The organism is Klebsiella scottii (assembly GCF_036561945.1).
Taxonomy (GTDB): domain Bacteria; phylum Pseudomonadota; class Gammaproteobacteria; order Enterobacterales; family Enterobacteriaceae; genus Klebsiella; species Klebsiella scottii.
Window position 1 is genome coordinate 2,285,050 of sequence record NZ_JARXNI010000020.1, and the last position, 20,624, is coordinate 2,305,673.

Annotated in this window: 22 protein-coding genes; 9 read left to right on the top strand and 13 right to left on the bottom strand. The window is 60.4% G+C overall.

Annotation, left to right across the window (positions count from 1 at the left end; translation table 11 throughout):
- Nucleotides 1-7: 7 nt before the first annotated feature.
- Genes hpxX through hpxZ form a run of 3 tightly spaced genes read left to right on the top strand, consistent with a single transcriptional unit; the run spans nucleotide 8 to nucleotide 1,973 of the window.
- Complete coding sequence (hpxX, locus tag QFI97_RS18410; RefSeq protein ID WP_095096121.1) at nucleotides 8-196, top strand: oxalurate catabolism protein HpxX; 189 nt, start codon at nucleotides 8-10, stop codon at nucleotides 194-196.
- A complete protein-coding gene (locus QFI97_RS18415; protein ID WP_095096118.1) occupies nucleotides 193-1,590 on the top strand; it encodes an AtzE family amidohydrolase in 1,398 nt (465 codons plus the stop codon). The genes hpxX and QFI97_RS18415 overlap by 4 nt, the downstream gene beginning before the upstream one ends.
- Nucleotides 1,587-1,973: an oxalurate catabolism protein HpxZ gene (gene hpxZ, locus QFI97_RS18420; RefSeq protein WP_041144880.1), complete on the top strand. Its 387-nt coding sequence runs from the start codon at nucleotides 1,587-1,589 to the stop codon at nucleotides 1,971-1,973. The genes QFI97_RS18415 and hpxZ overlap by 4 nt, the downstream gene beginning before the upstream one ends.
- 51 nt (nucleotides 1,974-2,024) lie before the next feature.
- Here the strand turns inward: hpxZ and puuE are convergent, their stop codons facing one another.
- Genes puuE through QFI97_RS18435 form a run of 3 tightly spaced genes read right to left on the bottom strand, consistent with a single transcriptional unit; the run spans nucleotide 2,025 to nucleotide 4,447 of the window.
- Nucleotides 2,025-2,969 carry an allantoinase PuuE gene (gene puuE / locus QFI97_RS18425; protein ID WP_346431749.1) on the bottom strand — a complete coding sequence of 315 codons (945 nt, stop codon included), beginning with the start codon at nucleotides 2,967-2,969 and terminating at the stop codon, nucleotides 2,025-2,027.
- Nucleotides 2,970-2,990: 21 nt separating this feature from the next.
- Nucleotides 2,991-3,731 carry an allantoin racemase gene (gene hpxA / locus QFI97_RS18430; RefSeq protein WP_095096113.1) on the bottom strand — a complete coding sequence of 247 codons (741 nt, stop codon included), beginning with the start codon at nucleotides 3,729-3,731 and terminating at the stop codon, nucleotides 2,991-2,993.
- Nucleotides 3,731-4,447, bottom strand: coding sequence for a GntR family transcriptional regulator (locus QFI97_RS18435; RefSeq protein ID WP_346431750.1), 717 nt, complete (start codon nucleotides 4,445-4,447; stop codon nucleotides 3,731-3,733). Before QFI97_RS18435 ends, hpxA begins: the two co-directional genes overlap by 1 nt.
- Before the next feature lie 143 nt (nucleotides 4,448-4,590).
- Between QFI97_RS18435 and QFI97_RS18440 the strand changes: the two genes are divergently transcribed.
- Nucleotides 4,591-6,087 carry an NCS1 family nucleobase:cation symporter-1 gene (locus QFI97_RS18440; protein ID WP_346431751.1) on the top strand — a complete coding sequence of 499 codons (1,497 nt, stop codon included), beginning with the start codon at nucleotides 4,591-4,593 and terminating at the stop codon, nucleotides 6,085-6,087.
- 108 nt (nucleotides 6,088-6,195) lie between these two features.
- Nucleotides 6,196-7,521, top strand: a complete 1,326-nt coding sequence (gene guaD, locus QFI97_RS18445) for a guanine deaminase (protein ID WP_346431752.1) — start codon at nucleotides 6,196-6,198, stop codon at nucleotides 7,519-7,521.
- Between the two features lie 27 nt (nucleotides 7,522-7,548).
- Here the strand turns inward: guaD and uraH are convergent, their stop codons facing one another.
- Nucleotides 7,549-7,875 (bottom strand): hydroxyisourate hydrolase, encoded by a 327-nt coding sequence (gene uraH / locus QFI97_RS18450; RefSeq protein ID WP_346431753.1) that lies wholly within the window; start codon nucleotides 7,873-7,875, stop codon nucleotides 7,549-7,551.
- Entirely contained in the window at nucleotides 7,872-8,390 is a 519-nt protein-coding gene (gene uraD / locus QFI97_RS18455; protein WP_346431754.1) for a 2-oxo-4-hydroxy-4-carboxy-5-ureidoimidazoline decarboxylase, read from the bottom strand. Before uraD ends, uraH begins: the two co-directional genes overlap by 4 nt.
- A 315-nt stretch (nucleotides 8,391-8,705) precedes the next feature.
- Between uraD and hpxO the strand changes: the two genes are divergently transcribed.
- A complete protein-coding gene (hpxO, locus tag QFI97_RS18460) occupies nucleotides 8,706-9,860 on the top strand; it encodes an FAD-dependent urate hydroxylase HpxO (protein ID WP_346432106.1) in 1,155 nt (384 codons plus the stop codon).
- Here the strand turns inward: hpxO and hpxR are convergent.
- Complete coding sequence (gene hpxR / locus QFI97_RS18465) at nucleotides 9,857-10,801, bottom strand: LysR family hpxDE operon transcriptional regulator HpxR (protein ID WP_095096093.1); 945 nt, start codon at nucleotides 10,799-10,801, stop codon at nucleotides 9,857-9,859. The two genes, hpxO and hpxR, sit on opposite strands and share 4 nt — an antisense overlap.
- Nucleotides 10,802-10,928: 127 nt before the next feature.
- Here hpxR and hpxD point away from each other — a divergent pair, with 127 nt between their 5' ends.
- On the top strand, nucleotides 10,929-11,966 hold the full coding sequence (hpxD, locus tag QFI97_RS18470) for a molybdenum cofactor-independent xanthine hydroxylase subunit HpxD (protein ID WP_095098044.1): 1,038 nt from the start codon (nucleotides 10,929-10,931) through the stop codon (nucleotides 11,964-11,966).
- A 12-nt stretch (nucleotides 11,967-11,978) separates the two neighbouring features.
- Nucleotides 11,979-12,950 (top strand): PDR/VanB family oxidoreductase, encoded by a 972-nt coding sequence (locus QFI97_RS18475; RefSeq protein WP_346431755.1) that lies wholly within the window; start codon nucleotides 11,979-11,981, stop codon nucleotides 12,948-12,950.
- 379 nt (nucleotides 12,951-13,329) lie between these two features.
- On the opposite strand, the gene QFI97_RS18480 is transcribed toward QFI97_RS18475, so the two are convergent.
- The 7 genes from QFI97_RS18480 to QFI97_RS18510 form a co-directional block, all read right to left on the bottom strand.
- Nucleotides 13,330-13,650: a hypothetical protein gene (locus tag QFI97_RS18480; RefSeq protein WP_095096087.1), complete on the bottom strand. Its 321-nt coding sequence runs from the start codon at nucleotides 13,648-13,650 to the stop codon at nucleotides 13,330-13,332.
- Nucleotides 13,647-13,886 carry a hypothetical protein gene (locus QFI97_RS18485; protein ID WP_346431756.1) on the bottom strand — a complete coding sequence of 80 codons (240 nt, stop codon included), beginning with the start codon at nucleotides 13,884-13,886 and terminating at the stop codon, nucleotides 13,647-13,649. Before QFI97_RS18485 ends, QFI97_RS18480 begins: the two co-directional genes overlap by 4 nt.
- Nucleotides 13,887-13,903: 17 nt before the next feature.
- Entirely contained in the window at nucleotides 13,904-14,629 is a 726-nt protein-coding gene (locus QFI97_RS18490; RefSeq protein ID WP_095096081.1) for a DarT1-associated NADAR antitoxin family protein, read from the bottom strand.
- 4 nt (nucleotides 14,630-14,633) lie between these two features.
- Complete coding sequence (locus QFI97_RS18495; RefSeq protein WP_346431757.1) at nucleotides 14,634-15,692, bottom strand: DarT ssDNA thymidine ADP-ribosyltransferase family protein; 1,059 nt, start codon at nucleotides 15,690-15,692, stop codon at nucleotides 14,634-14,636.
- A 362-nt stretch (nucleotides 15,693-16,054) separates the two neighbouring features.
- Nucleotides 16,055-17,083: an ABC transporter ATP-binding protein gene (locus QFI97_RS18500; protein ID WP_346431758.1), complete on the bottom strand. Its 1,029-nt coding sequence runs from the start codon at nucleotides 17,081-17,083 to the stop codon at nucleotides 16,055-16,057.
- A 1-nt stretch (nucleotide 17,084) separates the two neighbouring features.
- Nucleotides 17,085-18,659, bottom strand: coding sequence for an ABC transporter permease (locus QFI97_RS18505; RefSeq protein WP_346431759.1), 1,575 nt, complete (start codon nucleotides 18,657-18,659; stop codon nucleotides 17,085-17,087).
- Between the two features lie 23 nt (nucleotides 18,660-18,682).
- Nucleotides 18,683-19,699: an iron ABC transporter substrate-binding protein gene (locus tag QFI97_RS18510; RefSeq protein ID WP_346431760.1), complete on the bottom strand. Its 1,017-nt coding sequence runs from the start codon at nucleotides 19,697-19,699 to the stop codon at nucleotides 18,683-18,685.
- A gap of 546 nt (nucleotides 19,700-20,245) precedes the next feature.
- On the opposite strand from QFI97_RS18510, the gene QFI97_RS18515 reads away from it, so the two are divergent.
- A complete protein-coding gene (locus tag QFI97_RS18515; protein WP_095096065.1) occupies nucleotides 20,246-20,581 on the top strand; it encodes a gamma-glutamylcyclotransferase family protein in 336 nt (111 codons plus the stop codon).
- The last annotated feature ends 43 nt before the right edge of the window (nucleotides 20,582-20,624 follow it).

Genomic DNA, 20,624 nt, shown 5'->3' on the forward strand with positions numbered 1-20,624 from the left:
GTTTAGCATGCAAAAAATGACGCTCGACTGGAGCACGTACCTGGCACAAATGGAGCAGATCCTCGGGATGGAGCTTGATGAAGCCCGCCGCGCCGAGCTTCAGCTGCAGTTCAGCCGCATCGCCGCCATGGCCGAACCGCTGATGGCCTTCCCCATCGATGAACGCCTGGAAATCGCCGGAGTGTATAAAGCATGACGCTTAACCAAATGACGATTAGCGAGATCCAGCGCGCGCTGCAGGCCGGGGAGCTCAGCGCCCGGGAGATCGCGCGCCAGACCCTGGATGCCATTGCGCGGGTCAACCCGCACATCAACGCCTGGACGACGGTGACGGAAGCGCGAATGCTCGCCGAAGCGGAGAGTATTGATACCCTGCGCCGGGGCAAGCAGCCGCTGCCGCCGCTAGCCGGAGTCCCCTACGCGGTGAAGAATCTGTTCGATGTCTCCGGACAGACCACCCTCGCCGGCGCCAGGCTGTTTAGCGAACGCGCTCCCGCCGCGGCCGACGGCTGGGCGGTGCGCCAGCTGCACGCCGCCGGCGGGCTGCTGTCAGGGATGCTGAATATGGATGCCTACGCCTACGGCTTTACCACCGAAAATAGCCACTACGGCGCGACGCGTAACCCGCACGACCTGGCGCGCATCGCCGGCGGTTCATCCGGCGGTTCGGCGGCGGCGGTGGCGGCCGGGCTGGTGCACTTCGCCTTAGGCAGCGATACCAACGGCTCCATCCGCGTACCGGCCTCCTTATGCGGCATTTTTGGCCTCAAGCCGACCTTTGGCCGCCTGTCGCGATCCGGCAGCCATCCGTTCGTCGCCAGCCTCGACCACATCGGCCCCTTAGCCCGCAGCGTCGGCGACCTCGCCGCGGTCTACGATGCGCTGCAGGGGCGCGATCCCGGCGACGGTTTCCAGGCCGATAAGGCCAGCGAGCGAACCAGCAACCTGCTGCCACGCGGTCTGGAAGGCCTGCGCTGCGCGGTGCTCGGCGGCTATTTTAGCCGCTGGTGCGATGACGACGCGCGGGCCGCCGTCGCCCGGGTGGCCCAGGCCCTCGACGCCCGTGAAGAGCTGCTGTTCCCCGAGGCCGAGCTCTCCCGCTCGGCGGCGTTTATCATCAGCGCCTCCGAAGGGGGCAATCACTACCTGCCCGCGCTGCGCCGCGAGCCGGAACGCTTCGAACCCCACTCCCGGGAGCGCCTGCTGGCCGGGGCGATGATCCCGGCGAGCTGGTATATTCAGGCGCAGCGTTTTCGCCGCCACGCCCGGCAGGCGTTTCAGGCGCTGTTTGCCCACGCCGATATTCTGATCGCGCCGGCAACGCCGCGCAGCGCCACGCTCATCGGCGAGCAGACGATGGAAATCAACGGCCAGCCGCTGCCGGTCCGCGCCAGCATGGGAATGCTCACCCAGCCCATCTCCTTCGTGGGGCTGCCGGTCGCTACGGTGCCGCTGCGCAGCGCCTCCGGGCGGCCGATTGGCCTGCAGCTGATCGCCGCTCCGTTTAATGAACAGGCCTGCCTGCGGGCGGCGCGCGTACTGGAAGAGATGGGGCTTACCGATGCCAGCCCTGCGGAGGTAATAGCATGATCGATCAGGATAATATCAACCGGCCTCGCGTTCTGGCCGAGGTGACGGCCGCCTTTTATCGCTATGAAGAGGCGCTGGTCAGCAACAACGTCGCGGTGCTCGACGAGCTGTTCTGGGAGGATAAACGCACGGTGCGCCTCGGCGCCGGGGAGAATCTCTACGGCGCGGACGAAATCCGCGCCTTTCGCGCCGCCCGCCCGGCGGCCGGACTCCAGCGCGAGCTGCGCCACACGGTGATCGTCAGCTTCGGCGAGGATTACGCGGTCTGCAGCACCGAGTTTACGCGTGAAGGCAGCGATCGCGTGGGCCGCCAGCAGCAAACCTGGGTGCGCTTTCCCTTCGGCTGGCGCATTGTCGCCGCTCAGGTAAGCCTGATGAGCTAACGAAAGCGGCCGGTACAACCGGACCGGAGCAGGCTCCGGTCCGGCCATCGGCTAGCGACGAAACGGATGCGCCTCCCGCCAGCGGTCGGCTATCTGCTGGCGGGTGCAGACCCACACCTGCTCATGCTGCTGGACGTAATCAAGGAAGCGCTGCAGGGCCCGAAAGCGTCCCGGCCGGCCTAACAAACGGCAGTGCATGCCGACAGACATCATCTTCGGCGCCTCGCGCCCCTCTTCATACAGCACGTCGAAGCTATCTTTGAGGTAGGTATAAAACTGTTCCGCGGTGTTGAACCCCTGAGCGGTGGCAAAACGCATGTCGTTGGTGTCGAGGGCATAGGGCACAATCAGGTGCGGCTTACGCGAACCGTCGCCGCACGGCACCTCAACCCAAAACGGCAGATCGTCGCCGTAGTAGTCGCTGTCGTAATCAAAGCCGCCGTGCTCGACGACCAGCCGGCGAGTGTTGGGGCTGTCGCGCCCGGTGTACCAGCCGGTGGGCGGCCTGCCGAAGAGATCGGTTAACACCTGCACCGCCTGCTGCAGATGCGCGCGTTCGGTCTCGATATCCATCTGCTGATAGTGGATCCAGCGCCAGCCGTGGCTGACCACGTCGTAGTCGGCGGCCCTGATCGCCGCCACGATATCCGGATGCCGCGCCAGCGCCATCGCCACGCCGAACACGGTCAGCGGTAGCCCGCGCTGGCTGAACTCGCGGTGAATGCGCCAGAACCCGGCGCGGCTGCCGTACTCATACAGCGAGTCCATCGACATATGCCGGTCAGGGTAGCTGGCGGCGCCAATAATGTCGGAGAGAAACTGCTCGGAGCCCGCGTCGCCGTGCAGCACGTGGTTTTCCGCCCCCTCTTCATAATTTAAAACAAACTGTACGGCGATACGCGCGTTCTGCGGCCACGGCGCGCGCGGCGTCTGGCCGGCGTAGCCCCGCAGGTCGCGAGGGTAGTCCTGATTAAAAAGCGCTGACTGCTGACCCATCTCCCACCTCTTCACTAATCACTATCCGTTGAATGACTGAAACCTGCCGCCTAAATTTTTCGCTTCCGGGAAAGCTAAGTCCCCCTGCTTGCTGGTCGACAGGCCGAGCGCCACCAGCGACTCGACCATTTTTACCGCCGCGCTCACGCCGTCAATGACCGGAACGCGCAGCTCGCGAGTGAGCTCCTGCGCCAGCGTCGCCATCCCGCCGCAGCCCAGCACAATCGCCCCGCAGCCGTCCTCCTTCAGCGCCTGAATGCAGCGCTGACGTACCTTCTCCTGCGCCAGCCCGCTGCCATCTTCCAGCGCCAGCACCGGCAGGTCGATGGCGTGCAGCCCGGCGCAGTGATGATAGAAGCCATACTGGTGCAGCAGGTGGCGGGCGATAATCAGCGTGCGCGGCAGCGTGGTGACGATGGAAAAGCGGGTGGCTACCAGCGTCGCCATATGCATCGCCGCTTCGGCGATGCCGATAACCGGCCCCTGCGCCAGCTCGCGCGCCGCCAGCAGCCCCGGATCGCCAAAACAGGCGATCACGTGCCCGGAGACGCCCTGCTGGCGCCCGGCCTTAATTTGTTCGAGCACGCCGACCGCGGCGATGGCTTCATCGAAATGCCCTTCGATGGAGGGCACGCCCTCCGCCGGGCAGACCGCCAGAATCTCAGTTCCCGGCGCGGCGGCCGCCCGCGCGGCGGCGCCGATGGTCTCGGTCATGGCGAGGCTGGTGTTGGGATTAATCACTTGTATACAAACAGAGGGCATTACGGCTCCTTGTAGCCGGCAAACAGCCGGGCGAAATCGGGCAGGGAAACGCCCGCCCGGTCAAAGCGCAGGCTGGCAACAATATGGGCAAAGTGGTGGGTCAGCGCCTCGCTCAGCGGCTGCAGCTCCCCGTCGCGCAGCAGCCTGATAAGCTGCCCGTGATCGTCGCAGCGGCAGCCCTGTCGCCACGGCGAGCCCCATGCCGCAATAGCTAATGAAGAGCGCTGGCTCAGGCGGGTGACCATATCGGTAAGCACCTCGTTGGCGGAGATCGCCTGCAGCTGAATATGAAATTCGGCGGAGTAGCGGATCGCCGCCGGGCCATCACAGGCTTCATGCGCCTGCTGCTCCTGGCGAATAATCGCCTCCAGCGCCGCCAGATGCGGCGGCCGGCAGCGGGCCAGCACGTCGGGCAAATTAGCCACCTCCAGCAGCTCTCGCGTACGGAAGATATCCCGCGCCTCTTCCTCCGTGGGGCTGGCAACCTGTGCACCACGTTTGGGCGCCAGGGCGACCATTTGCACAGCGGCGAGTCGCTGCAGCACCTTGCGGATCCCCGTGCGGCTGACGCCAAAGACCTCCGCCAGCGCCTCCTCCGGCAGTTTACTGCCCGGCGGCAGCTGATGCTCAACAATGGCGGTCATCAGCGCCTGATAGATGGGTTCATCCTTGTCCTGCAGGCCTGGCGCGGCGTACAGACGATTTTCGTGACTCATTAACCGGCTCCATATTCACGTTTCGATATCGGATCGTATACATAAAAATTAAATCCTGCATACAAGATTAACTATTTTGGCCTAATTCCTGCAACAGCCTCATCAATCCATTTCAAGGGGTTTCATTAAGAGGAGCAGGTTTCATGCCACATTCACAAAATACGCATCAGGTTAAGGCCGCTGACTCCAGCGCCGGCTACAGTCCACGGCTGTGCAATGAGGATCTGGCGCCGACGCGCGATCAGAACTGGAGCTGGTACAACATCTTTTCCTTCTGGATGTCGGACGTGCATAGCATGGGGGGCTACGTCGTGGCGGCGAGTTTCTTTACCCTGGGCCTAGCCAGCTGGCAGGTGTTGCTGTGCCTGCTGGTCGGCATCTGTATCGTCCAGCTGTGCGCCAACCTGGTCGCCCGGCCCAGCCAGATGGCGGGCGTGCCCTATGCGGTGATCTGTCGCCAGGCGTTCGGCGTCTTCGGCGCCAATATTCCGGCGGTGATCCGCGGGCTTATCGCCTTTGCCTGGTACGGGATTCAGACCTATCTGGCCGCCAACGCGCTGATGCTGGTGATGCTAAAGTTCTGGCCGTCGCTGGCGACGCTTACCGCGAGCAGCTTCCTCGGGCTGTCTCATCTCGGCTGGCTGTGCTTCGCCACCATGTGGCTGCTGCAGGCGATGGTGTTCTGGCACGGCATGAGCGCCATCAAGCGCTTTATTGATATCGCCGGTCCGGCGGTCTACGTGGTGATGCTGGCGCTGGCGGGCTGGATTGTATACAAGACCGGCTTTGACGGGATCTCCTTTACCCTCGCCAGCAAGTCGCTGAGCGCCGGGGAGCAAACCTGGCAGATGATCACCGCGACCGCGCTGGTGGTCTCCTATTTCTCCGGCCCGCTGCTTAACTTTGGCGACTTCTCGCGCTATGGCAAAAGCATGGGTGAAATCCGCCGCGGCAACCGCTGGGGACTGCCGTTTAACTTCCTGCTGTTCTCTATCGTCACCGTGGTGATTGTCTCCGGGACGCAGTCGCTGTTCGGCCGTATGATAACCGACCCGATTGAAACCGTGAGCCGCGTAGGTAACGACCTGGCGGTGGCGATCGGCCTGCTGACGATGATCACCGCGACCATCGGGATCAACATCGTCGCCAACTTTGTCTCCCCGGCCTTCGACTTTTCCAACTGCTCGCCGCAAAAAATCAGCTTCCGTACCGGGGGCATGATCGCCGCGGTGGGGTCGATCCTGCTCACCCCATGGAACCTGTTCAACTCCCCGGAGCTTATCCACTACACCCTCGACGTGCTGGGGGCGTTTATCGGCCCGCTGTTCGGCATTCTGCTGGTTGATTTCTACTTAATTAAGCGCGGGAAAATCTCGGTGGACGATCTGTTTGACGACACGCCGAAAGGACAATACTGGTATCGCAACGGCTTTAACCCGAAGGCCATTGCCGCGCTGGTGCCCTCCGTGGCTATCGCTCTGGTTATCAGCTTTATCCCCGCCCTGCACGAGGTCGCCAACTTCAGCTGGTTTATCGGCGTGTTCCTGAGCGGCGCCGCCTACCGCTGGATTGCCCGCGACGATCGCGCCGCCGTCGTCGCCACGCGCTATGACGCCCGCGCCGTTGCGCAGAAAGAGTAATCTCCCCTCTCTGGCCGCGCCTCCGGCGCGGCATACTCCTCAACCGCGACGGCTGGCATCAATATTGCTTTAAATTTTACTCAATGAGCGCTTCAACAGGGAGTCAACATGGCGGAAACCATCAGGTCGTACGATGCTGCAATTCGCGGGGCGTTTTTCGATATCGCCCAGGTCGCCGACAGCGCTGACGATATCGCCCGCCACGCGCGCTATCTTGCCGATGGCCTGCTGTTTATTGAGAACGGCGCGATCCGCATGCTGCTGCCGTGGCTGGAGGGAGAGCAGTTTCTCCATCCGCACAAGGGTTATACCGACCTGCGCGGCCGGCTGCTGCTGCCGGGTTTTATCGACGCCCACGTCCATTATCCGCAAACGGAGATGATTGGCGCCTACGGCGAACAGCTGCTGGAGTGGTTAACCACCTACACTTTTCCGGTCGAAAGCCAGTTCGCAGATGAGGCCTACGCCGCGGAGATCGCCCAGTTTTTTGTCAACCAGCTGCTCAGCCACGGCACCACCACCGCGCTGGTCTTCTGCACGCTGCATCCCGAGTCCGTCGATGCGCTGTTTACCGAAGCGCTGCGTCTGAATATGCGGCTCCTCGCCGGGAAGGTGATGATGGACCGCCACGCGCCGGATTATCTGACGGAGACGGCGCAGCAGAGCTACCGGCAAACCCGCGAGCTGATTCAACGCTGGCACCACCGCGGGCGTCTGGGCTATGCCATTACCCCGCGCTTTGCCCCCACCTCCACGCCGGAGCTGCTGTCGGCCATTCAGCAGCTGAGGGAGGAGTTTCCGGACACCTGGCTGCATACCCATCTGAGCGAAAATCTCAGCGAGGTGGCGTGGGTGAAAAGCCTGTGGCCGGAGCATGAGCACTATCTCGACGTCTATCACCACTACCGGCTGACCGGCGAGCGCAGCGTGTTTGCGCACGGCATTCATCTGGCCGACGCGGAGTGGCGCTGCCTGCACGATACCGGTTCCGCGCTGGCCTTTTGCCCGACCTCCAACCTGTTCCTCGGCAGCGGCCTGTTTCGCCTGCCCGCCAGCTGGCAGCAGCGGGTGCGGATCGGCATCGGCACCGACGTGGGGGCGGGAACCACCTTCAGCATGCTGCGCACGCTAGGTGAAGCCTACAAAGTTGCGCAGCTACAAAGCTATCGTCTGCCCGCCTGCGAGGCCTTTTACCACGCCACTCTCGGCGGCGCGCACGCCCTGCGCCTCGACGATAAAATTGGCAATTTCCAGCCGGGAAAAGAGGCCGATTTCGTGGTCATCGACCCGGCAGCCACCCCTTTGCAGCGGCTGCGGATCGGACGCTGCAAAGATATCTACGAGCAGCTGTTTGTGCTGATGACCCTCGGCGACGAGCGTAATATCAGCGAGACCTGGGTCAACGGCGAGCCCGTCTGGCGCCAGCAGGGCTGACGCCGCAGGCCGGGCCGCAAGGAAAAGTTAGCTCCCCCGATAGGTTGACCAGCCGCCGGGGGCGATCAAAAACGGCAGGTGAAAGTGCTCACCGTCCTCTTCGCCGATAGCAAAATCGATCTGCGCCTTGAGGTAGAGCGTTTCCCGCCCGTCGCGCGAAAACCAGTCGCCAATCTCCGCCACCAGCCGATAGCGCCCGGCAACCAGCATGCCCGGCGCCAGCAGCGCAATGCGGCCCTGTTCATCGGTCAGGCCGCTGGCGATGGATTGCCCGCCCAGCAGCAGGCTCACCGCCACGCCCTCGGCGGGCCTGCCGCTGGAGATATCGAGAATATGGGTGCTCAACGTATTCATTCGCCTATGACTCCCGTCAGTCTTAATAAGGTAATTTCGCGAAGCTGCGCCAGCGCCACCTGCGCCTCTTCCGCTTCGCCGTGGTTCAGCCGCTGCGTCAGCGCCTGCAGTATCTCTTCCCCGCTGCGGCCTTTGGCGCGGATCAGGAACACCCGTCCGAAGCGGGCTTCGTAGCGGGCGTTGCCCTCCCTCAACGCCTGAGCGAGGAGCGTATCTTCATCATTGATGGACGCCTGCTCCCGCCGCGACAGCGCGGCATGGCCCCGCTCTCCGGCCGGTTTTTCACCAATTCGCGGATGGGCGCTCAGCGCCCGATCCAGCTCGGCCTCCCCCCAGCGCTGCGCGGCCTCATTGGCGGCGGCCAGCAGCGCGGCAAGGTCAGGATAGGGACGGCCCCGCACCAGCGCCGTGGCCCAGGCGGGGATCGCCACGCAGGGCCGCAGCAGGCAGCAGGCCGCCTCTTCATCCAGCAGGTTAAACTCCCCAATCGCGATTGTCGCGGCCTCTTCGGACATGTTGTCGCCCCTTATGCCAAACGGCCATGCGGCTCGTTGTTAATAGCGTTAGCGCAATATTGCACAAAGCGGCTTGCACAAAGCAGGCCACATTCCCTCATTGCGGGTCTGGCCGCCGCGGCCTGATGAAACGGTTGATTCTCATACGCCAACCTTACAATTTTTGATGCAAAAAAAGGCAATTATTGCCCGATAACGCACCACTTTAGCGCATAACCCCCGCCAACGCGTCCGCCAGACGCCTCTGTCGCGCCCGCCGGCAAGCTGGTACGCAAATTGCTCGGTTCTTCAGGACGCATGCCACAGGAGAAGATGATGAAAGCATTAGTGATGGGCGCCGGTATCGGTGGCCTGAGCGCGGCCGTCGCGCTTAAAGACGCCGGGATTAGCTGCGAAGTTTTTGAGGCGGTGCAGGAGATTAAGCCGGTTGGCGCCGCCATCTCAATCTGGCCCAACGGGGTGAAGTGCATGAACCGGCTGGGTATGGGCGACATCACCGAGACCTACGGCGGGCCGCTGCGCTATATGGCCTATCAGGATTACCTGGATGGAAAAACCCTGACCCGCTTTAGCCTTGCTCCGCTGGTCGAGCGCACCGGCGGCCGCCCTTGCCCGGTTTCGCGCAGCGAACTGCAGGGCGAGATGCTCAATTTCTGGGGCCGCGACGCGGTACGGTTCGGTAAACGGGCCACCCGCGTGCAGGAGGAGGAGGACGGCGTGACGGTGTGGTTCAGCGACGGAACCACGGCCCACGGCGATATGCTGATTGCCGCCGACGGCAGCCACTCGGCCCTGCGCCCGTACGTGCTTGGCTTTACGCCCGAACGGCGCTACGCGGGCTACGTCAACTGGAACGGTCTGGTGGAGATTGATGAGTCCATTGCCCCCGCCGATCAGTGGACCACCTTCGTCGGTGAAGGCAAACGCGTCTCGCTGATGCCGGTAGCCAACGGGCGCTTCTATTTTTTCTTTGATGTCCCCCTACCGGCCGGACTGCAGGAAGATCGCAGCACCCTGAGGGCGGATCTTAGCCGCTATTTCAGCGGCTGGGCCGCGCCGGTGCAGAAGCTGATAGCCCGCCTCGATCCGGCCACCACCAACCGTATCGAAATTCACGATATTGAGCCCTTCGACAGGCTGGTGCGCGGGAAGGTAGCCCTGCTCGGGGACGCCGGGCACAGCACCACCCCGGATATCGGCCAAGGCGGCTGCGCGGCGCTGGAAGACGCGGTTGTGCTGGGCGAGATGTTCCGCGACGGCAAGGATATTGTCACCGCGCTGCGCCAGTACGAAGCCCGGCGCTGCGAGCGGGTTCGCGACCTGGTACTGAAAGCGCGAAAGCGCTGCGATATCACCCACGGCAAGGAGATGGCGCTGACCGAGGCCTGGTACCGGGAGCTGCAGGAGGAGAGCGGCGAGCGGATTATCAACGGCCTGTGCGAGACGATACAGGGCGGCCCGCTCGGCTAGCCGCCGCTTTCAGGGCCGCTGCCTCGCCTTTCGCCGACGGCCTGCATCTCCTCCATCACCGCCGTCAGTTTCTGAATCGCCATCTGCGCCGGACGAGAGAGCTGGCGCGATGGCGCGGTGCACAGCGCCAGGGTCAGCGGCCGCAGCAGCTTATTGCGCAACGGAATAAACGCCAGCTGTCCGCTTTTTACCTCATCCAGCACGTCCAGCAGGCTCAATACCGTCACGCCGCTGCCTTTAAGGACCAGCGATTTAATCAGGCGAATATCATTGCAGCTGATGCTGTTTGCCGGGGAAAAGTCATAGTGCCGGTAGAGCATCGCCACCCGGTCGTGCACGATAAGCGGCGCGCCGGGAACGATGTGCCGCAGCTGGCTGAGATCGCCTAACGACAGCGCAGCGCCCTGGGCGAGCGGGCAGTCCGGGCGCATCACCACCCCCATCTCCAGCTCGACGAACGCCAGCACGCTAAGTCCCGCCTGGCCTTCCGGGTCGAGAATCAGCCCAAAATCGACGTCGGCCTGACGGACTTTCTCGCTCACCGCGTGGCTATCCGCCACCCGCAGATTGAGCTCCAGCCACTGCCACCCGGTAATGATATCGGCCAGCGCCGCGGCAAAGCTGCCCTCCGCCAGCGCCTGCACCATGCCGATGCTGACGCTGCCGCGCTTTAACCCCTGCAGCTCGTCAAACTGCTGGCGGGTAAGCTGAAACTCTTTTTGCCAGCGCAGCAGGTTGTCATAGAGCAGCTCTCCGGCGGTGGTCATTCGCAGCCCTTCCGGCAGCCGTTCAAACAGCGGCGTACCGAACTCCTCTTCGGCCTGCAGGATCTGGCGGTTAATCGCCGAGGCCGAGATATGCAGCTTTTCAGCCGCCCGGCGCAGGCTGCCGCTGCGGGCCACCGCGGCGAAATAGATAGCGAAACGCGAAAACGGACTCATATCCCACCTGTTCTCTTTTTTGCAACGGGTTATTGAATTAATGGCGATGGATGTCAACACCCTAATATGACAACAATAAACTCACAACAATTAAACAAATGCTTTTCCGTGAGCAGGAAGGAACATGATGAACAGAACCAATCCCACCCCACCGGCCCGCTGCACCTTCGAGCCGGATGACTGGCTCAGGCTGGCGAAATGCTGGCACCCGGTCGCCCGCGCCGAGGATGTCGGCGGCGCCCCGCTGAAGGCGACCCTGCTGGACGAACCGCTGGTTATCTACCGGATTAAAGGCTCGGTGGTGGTCGCCCGCGACGTCTGCCCCCATCGCGGCGTACCGCTGACCCTCGGCTCTCACGACGACGAAGGGATTATTTGCCCCTATCACGGCCTGCGCTTCGGCGAACAGGGGCGCTGCAACCGAATCCCCTCCAGCCCCGACCAGCCGGTTCCGGCGAGGCTCCACCTGACCCACTATGCGGTGGAGGAGCGCTTTGGCCTGATCTGGGTGTGCATGGCCTTCGACCCGGAGAACCCGATGCCGCTGCCCACCATGCCGCACTGGCACGATGAGGGGTTTCAGCAGATCAACTGCCCGGCGTTTGAAGTCAACGGCTTTGCCGGCCGTCAGGTGGAGGGGTTTCTCGATGTCGCCCATTTTGCCTGGATCCATACCGATACCTTCGCCGACCCGGATAATCAGGAGGTGCCGGCCTACAGCCCGCAGGAAACGTCTTTTGGTTTTATTGCCGATTACTGGAGCTCGGTCGGCAACTATCCGGCCAGCGCCGGATTCCGCGCGCCGGAGGGGTTTCAGTGGCTGCGCCATTTCGAGATGCACCTGCCCTTTACCGCGACGCTGACCATCCACTTCCCCGGCGAAGCCAGGCTGGTGATTATGAACGCCGCTTCGCCGGTATCGTCACGCGTCACCCGCATGTTCGCCCCGATTGCGCGCAACTTCGATCTACACGTTCCGGTCGCGGACGTTCACGCGTTCAATCTGCGCGTCTTCGAGGAGGACCGGCTGATGGTCGAAACCCAGCGGCCGGAGAGGCTGCCGCTGGACTTAACCCTTGAGGCGCATATTCCCGCCGACCGCAGCTCGATTGCCTACCGTCGCGGGCTGCAGAAGATGGGCTTTGGCGACTTTTTCCTCGTATAGGCGGAGGCGTAAATGAGTGAACTGCTGCAGGTTGTCGTTGACGGAATGTGGCGCGAGGGCGATACCAGCCTCGCCGTCAGGCTGGTGGCCAGCCGCGGGGAGCCGCTTCCCGAGTGGCGGCCGGGGGCGCATATCGATCTCCATCTGCCGGATGGGATGATGCGCCAGTACTCGCTGACCGGCCCGACGAGCGGCGCGGAGGGCTACCTGATCTGCGTCGCGCGGGATCGCGCATCGCGGGGCGGATCGCGCTATATCCACGAGGCGCTGCGCCCAGGCCAGGCGCTGCGCATCTCTCCCCCGCGTAATCTGTTTACGCTCCAACCGGCGGAACGCGTTCTGCTGCTGGCCGCCGGTATTGGCATTACGCCGCTGTACGCGATGCTGCTGCAGCTCGAAGCGGACGGCGTGCCGTTTGAGCTGCATTATTACGTGAAGCGCCGCGAAAACGCGGCGTTCATCCGCCAGCTGGCACGGCGCTTCCGTCAGGGAACCTGTACTCTTTACTGCTCAGAAGAGGGGCAAAGCCCGCGTCAGCGCCTCGCCACGACGCTCGCCGAGGCGCGGGCCGGGCAGCATCTGTATCTGTGCGGGCCCCACGGTTTTATGGCCTGCGCACGCCAGGCCGCGGCGGAAAGGGGCTGGTCGGAGGCGCAGATCCACAGCGAAGCGTTTCAGGCGACGCCGGCGATCGCCGACGTAAACAGTGAGTCCGATACGTTTATCGTCACCCTGGCGTCATCAGGCGCGCAGTGGCCGGTGCCGGCGCACCAGACTATCGCCCAGGTGCTCCAGCAGCAGGGAGTTGCGGTCCCGCTGTCCTGCGAGATGGGGATGTGCGGCGCCTGCCTCACGCCGGTTATCGAGGGCGTTGTCGATCACCGGGATACGGTACAGTCCCCGACCGAGAAAGCCGCCGCCGCGCAGCGTATCGCGCTATGCTGCTCCCGCAGCCACTCGCCAAACCTGCTGATCGATCTCTAGCGGATGCCGCTCTCCGCTGGCGCCAGGCTGCCATAAAGCAGGCTGGCGCCCTGCCCGCCGATAAAATATCTACATATCAAAAAGTTAGTTAAACATTCCCTAATCGAATAATTCTGATAAAAATTATTCATTTCCTTTCTGAAGCAAATACCGCCATATTTGTATGACAAATCAGGCCTCGCCAGACGCCTCCTGCTGGCAGAGAGTAAGAGAAGGTCTCTCCTGGTAGACAAGTAGCGTGACGATCCTGACCAGCTGTCTGGGTATTGCCTGTCGCAGCCTCCAGACCGGTGCTCAGGAATCATTCTGGACATCCACAATAAAATTGAGTTCTATCCGAGTATTTGCCAGCCAGCTTTTGGCTGGCTTTTTTTTGCCGTCACCGGCCTGATTTTTCGTTTTTCAGCAGGTCGCTTAAGCGGGCATGGTTTTGCGCAAAGAGTGCGTTAAACGTCTCGCGGCTCTGCGGGTCTAAATCCGCCACCAGCGCCTCGCGCTGCTCCTGCCTGCGGATACTCTCCTGCACCGATTTCAGCGCCGCCTCCATAGCAATAAGCTCCCCTGCCAGCTCACTTTCAAGCTTTGAGCGATAGAGAAACTCCCGCGCCAGCGCGCCCATTTTGCTATTAGCTTGATTAATCGCGGCGCTGCTTTTTTGCAGCGATTCGGCGACGGCGGCCAGTATTTTATTCTCGCTCATTGCTCAGTTCCCCCGGCCGAGATCAGCCTCAGCGTCTCTGCCAGCTGGCGATGAAACATTTCCCGCTGCGCGACGCTTAGCGCATCCACCTGTTTTTTAACCGCGTTAACGCGGTCGAAGTACGCTTGCTGCACTTCTGCCTGAATCTCCCGTCGACGCTCGGCAGGGATATCGGTAAAGGCATCCGTTGATGCAGAGTCGGTGGTGAAAACCGTGCCAGGGAGTCGCCTGACCATAAGAGCCTCCTGATAATTTAAAACAGACGCATATTGCGCAGATCGCCATCGCTGGTGTTGTAAATCGTGAATCTCTCGATCAGTGCAATAAATTCGTCGCGCGGCGGGATCCCGTTCTCCAGCAGCTTACGCTGGCTCAGGGCGCACCACAGCGCCACGGAGTAGGCCTGACAATTCACCGATTTTTCCGGGTTGAATTCAATATCTGTAAACGCCTGGTAATCCAGCACGCTCTCTTTAACCGGCGAATGGTTGAGCGCATTGAGGTACAGCCAGTCATAGAAGGCGGTTTTCGGTTCTAATGCCCAGATGATGGCTGCGCGCTGTTCGTTCGGCTGGAAGGAAAAGTGCGCCAGTCGCCCGGACGTTTTCAGCTGCTCCGCGCGCTTGGCGTCTTTCGGCGACATGCGCATCAGTTCGCGAAAAGGGCCGCGCACAATCCCGTTATCAATAAATACTTTCGAAGACTGAAATAGCGATTCCACGCTAATAAACTGCCCCCCGCTGCTCTGCACGCCCATATTAAAGGCGCTCAGCTCCCTGCCCACGGCTTGCGTGGACTTACTGGATACCTCAAGAATTTTCGCGCCCGGGGCATGTTGCCGATAGTTATCGTGCAGGGAGGCGATAGATTTCTGCTTTTGCGTCACCGCCAGCCCGGCTGACCAGCTGAACTCCACATTAGCGATATCGACCAGGGTATCCCCCTGGCTTCTCGGGATAAACACGGGGCGTACGGCCATAAATTCACCTGAAAGAAAAACGAGAAGGATCGACCGTGATTATCACCGGACTATCGCGTAGCCATAAAGGAATATTATCGGCGCTGTAGAAAATAACTTCACTGATAAACCCGGGGGGAATATTGCCAAGATAGAGAATTTCCGCCTGAATATCATACGGGCGATCCCCGAACTCCTCGTCATTATCCCCGACAAACATGGTTTGAAACGCCGTATGCTTTTTACGCTCGTCAACGCTGACGGCCTTCACCGCATTCGATGCCGCGTTGCTTCTGCAGAATACGGCCCGGTTGAGCAGCTGTGAAAAGTCAAATGAGGGCTGAGTGGGCCCGCTGATTAGCTCTTTTTTGATCTTCAAAATCACCCACTCACGATGGCTTAACCCCTGAGAATATTTGTAGAGCATTTTACTATTAATATGGCCTACCGACAGAGATATTGAATCTCGTACCCCATCCAATCGTAGTTCGTCATTATAGTGAAAAGAGTAGCCCGCATTTTCAATTTGCTGGCGCGTCATAATGCCTAATGAAAATATCCCTTTCAAATTATCCAGGTGAGTAAAGTGATACAGTGAAGAGATATTCCGGCGTTTTACCTGCGAAAAATCTATCGCCCGCGCCCAGTTAAATTGCTGAATGGCATAGAACGGCTTGCCCGGAATTTGCTGCATAAATGCGTAATGTAAATCTGATGTATAGGCCGGCGCCAGATTGGTCAACCCGGTAATCGCGTAGCGCGTTAGCATATAATCTTTAAACCCGACGACATGCATAATAATAGCCAGCGCCTCGGTCATCGTAATCGACACCGGTACATTATCAGGCTCGCGACTTAGCGCCGGCTTTTCTTTATTAACTACTTCGCGGTTATTAAATAGTGAATTGCGCTGTTCCGCCGCCTCGCGGAACGGCTCAGCCCCTCGCTGGCGCGCCTCTGGCTTTGCAACCACCGCCTGCGGCGCAACCGGTTGACTACCTGATTTAGTAGGTGGCGTTTCCTTTTTTTTTATTAAGTTACCAATAATAGCCAGCACAATTAGAATGCCAATCACAGTCCACATATGAACTCCAGCAGCCGCATTATGATTTTGTTGTGTGTAAAAACGAACAGCGCCGCCTCCCTGATAATGGGATCGGGCAAGTATTATCTTATTAGTATTTTGCGCTTATCGGCGAACGCACGGAACGCGCAATAAATAAGCGCCGCCCTACAGTAATCCATTCATTCCGTGAACTCAAGGGCAATCAATACGCCGTGAGGCTGCGGACTTCGGCTATTTTATAGCCCGAAACCGCAGCGTAATATGGCGCATTTACCGTGAAAATATCGCGTTATCATTATTCGGCAGCAGATATGCAGCACTCTGTCACGCCATTTGGCTGCCCGGACAGAACAATCATCGACAAAAGAGGTATCATTATTTTAATGCATAAATACCCGCGCCTTCCCGGCGACCGCTAAACGCACCGCGGCGCCCATCGTCCAGCCTGCCTGGCTAACGGTTTTCAGGATCAGCGGTTCCGCCATCCCCGGGGCTGCCAGGCTCAGGGTAGAGAGATGTCCGCAAAAATCGACGTCAACGATCGTCATGGCGCTTTCATGCGCCTGGCAGACGGTAACAATCAGCTGCTCCGGGCGCAGCATAATCCGGCCACTCCCCGCAGCATGGTCATCATCGGTGAGCACCTCGCCAATGACGCACTCCGCGCGGCCGGCGCTGAGCCGGGCGGGAAGCACCAGCGCGTCGCCAAGAAACAGCCCGGTCGCCTCATCAACCGGCCGGGAGTAAACCGCAAAAGGGCTGCCGACCTGAGTGAAACGCCCCTCGCGCATCACCGCCACCTGGCTGGCGAAAGAGAGCGCTTCGTTCCGATCGTGGGTTACAAGGATGGACGCCACGCCGCTCTGCGCCAGCAAATCTGCGGTAGCTCTGCGGGTGGCGGCGCGAAGTCCGGTATCGAGGGCCGAGAAAGGCTCATCCAGCAGCATCAGCGCGGGACGCTGCGCCAGAGCCCTGGCTAAGGCCACGCGCTGCTGCTGGCCGCCGGAAATTTCGTGAGGCCAGTGGGTCGCCAGCTGAGGGTCCAGAGAGACCATCTCCATCAGCGCCTCTACCTTACGGCGCTTCTCCCGGCGGGTATCGTCCAGACCCCAGGCAATATTGTCCGCCACGTTAAGATGGGGGAAAAGCGCCCCCTCCTGCGGCACAAAGCCGATACCACGCTGGTGAGCGGGAATAAAAACCCCTTCGCCGTACAGCGTTTTTCCCTGCATAACGATACGGCCGGTATCCGGCGTTTCAAAGCCGGCAAGAATGCGCAGCAAGGTGGTTTTTCCGGACCCTGAAGGCCCGACGATCGCCGAACGGCTGCCGGGAGCCACCGTCAGATTGAGATTATCCAGCACCAGGGCATCGGCAAAAGATTTAGAGAGCGAGGTGAGTTCCAGCATATTACAAACCTGCCATTTTTTTCGACTGTACATAAAGAATGCCGGTTAGCGGCAGCGAGATCAGAATCATTAACATCGCGTAGGGCGCGGCGGCCACGTAGTCAATCTCGCTGGTGAGCGCCCAGAAGCCGGTTGCCAGCGTGCGGGTACCCAGCGGCGAAAGCAGCAGCGTGGCGGTCAGCTCGTTGCTCACGCCGAGGAAGACCAGCGCCGCGCCGGCGGCGGCGCCGGGTGCCGCGAGGCGCATGGTGACGCTCCAGAGCGCCCGGGCAGGAGTTCGCCCCAGGCTGCGCGCGACGTTTTCCAGCTCCACCGGCGCCTGGGCAATCCCGGCGCGCAGATTGATCAGCGCTCTGGGCATAAACATCAGCAGATAGGCAAGAAACAGAGTGACTTCCGTTTGATAGACCGGCCGCGCGTAGTGGATAGTGACCGTCACCAGCGCCAGCGCCGTGACGATACCCGGCAGCGAGCTGGTTATATAGTTGCACCCTTCCAGCAGGCGGAACACGCGGTGCGGATAGCGTACGCCCAGCCACGCGATGGGGATAGCGCAGGCGGTGGTCAACAGGGCGCCGGCGGCGCCGGTCATCAGCGTCTGGCGCAGCGAGAGCCAGAGATCGGCGTGGTACCAGTTTGCCACTCCCCCCAGCCATAGCCAGCGGCAGAGGACAATCAGCGGCACGCCGAGCGCGAGAAGCACCAGCGTAAAAAGCAGCAGCTGCGCGGCAAGGGTGGCCGGCGTTTTCAGCGTCCGCCGCTTCTGTTCGCGCGCGGCCCCCGCACCAATCCTCGCGTAGCGGGCCTTACCGCGCGCTGCGCCCTCCAGCAGTAAAATCGCCAGGCAGCACAGCGCGAGGACGCCGGCCAGCATGTTCGCGGCCGAGCCGCTGAAAGTGGACTGAAACTGGTCGTAAATCGCAGTAGTAAAGGTATCGAAGCGGATCATCACGAACAGACCGTACTCCGCCAGCAGATGAAGGGCTACCAGCAGCGCCCCGCCGCAAATCGCCAGCTTCAGCTGGGGGAATACCACGCTGAAAAAGACCCTCCAGGGCGGCGTCCCGAGCGATGCAGCCACGTCCTCAAGCGTCGGGTCAAGACGTTTGAGCACCGCCGCAACCGGCATATAGATAAACGGGTAGTAGGCTAAGACCGAGAGAAAGACGCCGGAGGAGAGGCCGTGCATCGACGGAACGGCGCTGACCCAGGCATAGCTTTGCACAAATGCCGGAATGGCCAGCGGCGCAACGGCCAGCGCCGACCATATCCCGCGACCCGCCAGCGTCGTGCGCTCCGTCAGCCATGCCACCATCACCCCGAGCGTAATGCACAGCGGGATCGTCAGCGCGGTCAGCCACAGCGTGTTGTTGAGCAATTCGCCAACCCGCGGGCGAAATACCAGCGTTTTAATGGTCTCCCAGCCGGTTTCAATGCCAACAGCAATGACAAAACCGGGCGGCAGCAGCGCAAGTAATGAAAACAGGACGGCTAATGCCATCATCGGAAACGCAGGACGCCTGCGCTCAGGCAGGCGTCCAACTTTTTTTCCGAGTATAAGACTCAGACCAGACATAAATTTTTCACTTCAGCCAGGGATTACAGCAGACCAGCCTGCGTCATCAGATCGATGACCTTTTTACCGTTCAGTGAGGAAGGCTCAACTTTTGGCGCATCCAGCTTGCGCAGCGGCGTCAGCTTCGGATTGGAGGCCGCGTTGACGCCAACGGCATATTCAAACGCATTGTTGGTGCGCAGCTCGTCCTGGCCCTGCTTGCCGGTGATCCACCTGATAAAGGCCTGGGCCTGCTGCGGATGCTTGCTGGATGCCAGTACGCCACCGCCGGAAATGCTGACAAACGCGCCCGGGTCCTGCTGCTTGAAGTAATAGAGCCTGGTGTTTTTGCTGTTTTCGCCGGTTTTAGCCTGATCGACAAAGCGGTAGTAGTGGTAGATCACGCCCCCATCAATCTGTCCCGCGTTGACCGCCTTCATCACCGTGCTGTTGCCTTTATAGGCCACAAAGTTGGCCTTCATTGCTTTGAGCCAGTCGAGGGTCGCCTTCTCGCCTTTCAGCGCCAGCATCGCGCTAACGATAGCCTGGAAATCGGCCCCTGACGGAGAGGCCGCCCAGCGCCCTTTCCACTCTGGTTTTGCCAGGTCCATCAGCGAGTTCGGCAGCTGAGATTCGCTGATTTTTTGCGGGTTATAGACGAACACGGTGCTGCGTGCGGCGATACCGACCCAGCGCCCGTGCTCCGGGCGATACTCTGGCGCCACCTGCTTCAGGGTATCGGCCTCCAGGGGGGCAAACAGCCTGGCGTTATCAACCAGCACCATCGACGGAGAGTTTTCGGTCAGGAAGACGTCGGCCGGAGATGCCGCCCCTTCCTGCACCAGCTGGTTGCCCAGCTCGCTGTCTCCGCCGTTACGTAAGGTCACTTTAATACCGGTCTCTTTGGTAAACCCGTCAACCCACGACTTAACCAGGTTTTCATGCTGCGCATTATAAATAACAATACCTTCGCTGCTATCTGCAGCCAGAGCCTGGGGCGCAAGGAACATTGCCGACGCGACCAACGCCGCAGAGTAACAGGATGAGAGGCGGAAATTCATATGCTAATCCTTAGTAATAGAAGAAAAAGGGCAACCAAAGCAGAGCGAAAAGGATTAAAGCACAGAGAAATAAGAATGATAATGAAAACAATTACCATCAAAACAAAACAGTTAAAAACACTCTGTTTAATAAGCGGCTTGTTTGATTATTCTTATTTTAAATTACGGGATAAAAGAAGCTTAAAATAACCTTAAGGTGGAAATGTTTTTTAAGCGCAATAATAATAAACGCGATCGACATAACATTTTAGCCCGCCACGCCAGCCGCCAACGGCAGGGCGTTAATGCGGGAAATATTGAACGCAGCCTGCTCGCCAGATGCGCTCGTTTTTTATTTATTGATATCCATCCGCTCCGTTGACCGTCCGGCAAACAAAGCATGTCAGAGTATCAGAACGGTTCCTGTGACGTCCTTTTATTCACACCGGCGGGTCGCTGACCAGGCTGAAGCGCTATCCCGGCGCTTTAAAAAGCGTGATGATTCCGCCAGTATAAGCGATGTCCCCTGCCCGTTGGGGAATTCATCACTTTGCTTAATGAGGGATAATGGAACGCTTATTTGTCTACGGCACGCTGCGCCCGGGCCACGCTAATGCTCATATTCTGGAAAACATCGGCGGAGAGTGGCTGCCAGGCGCGGTGACCGGCACGTTTTACGAACGCGGCTGGGGCGCTGCCGCTGATTTTCCGGGGATCGTCCTGAGTAAAAACGGGCCGCAGGTCCAGGGTTATCTGTTTTTGTCCGCGAAGCTGGCGGAGTGCTGGCCAATGCTGGATGAATTTGAAGAGGGCTACGACCGGGTGGAAGTTGAGGTGACGACGGCCGATGGTCGGCGCCTGTGCGCATGGATCTATCAGCTACAGCCGCAAACGCACCCGTAGGGTCGTGCGTTCAACGTATCGATGATTAACGCCCCGCATGGCG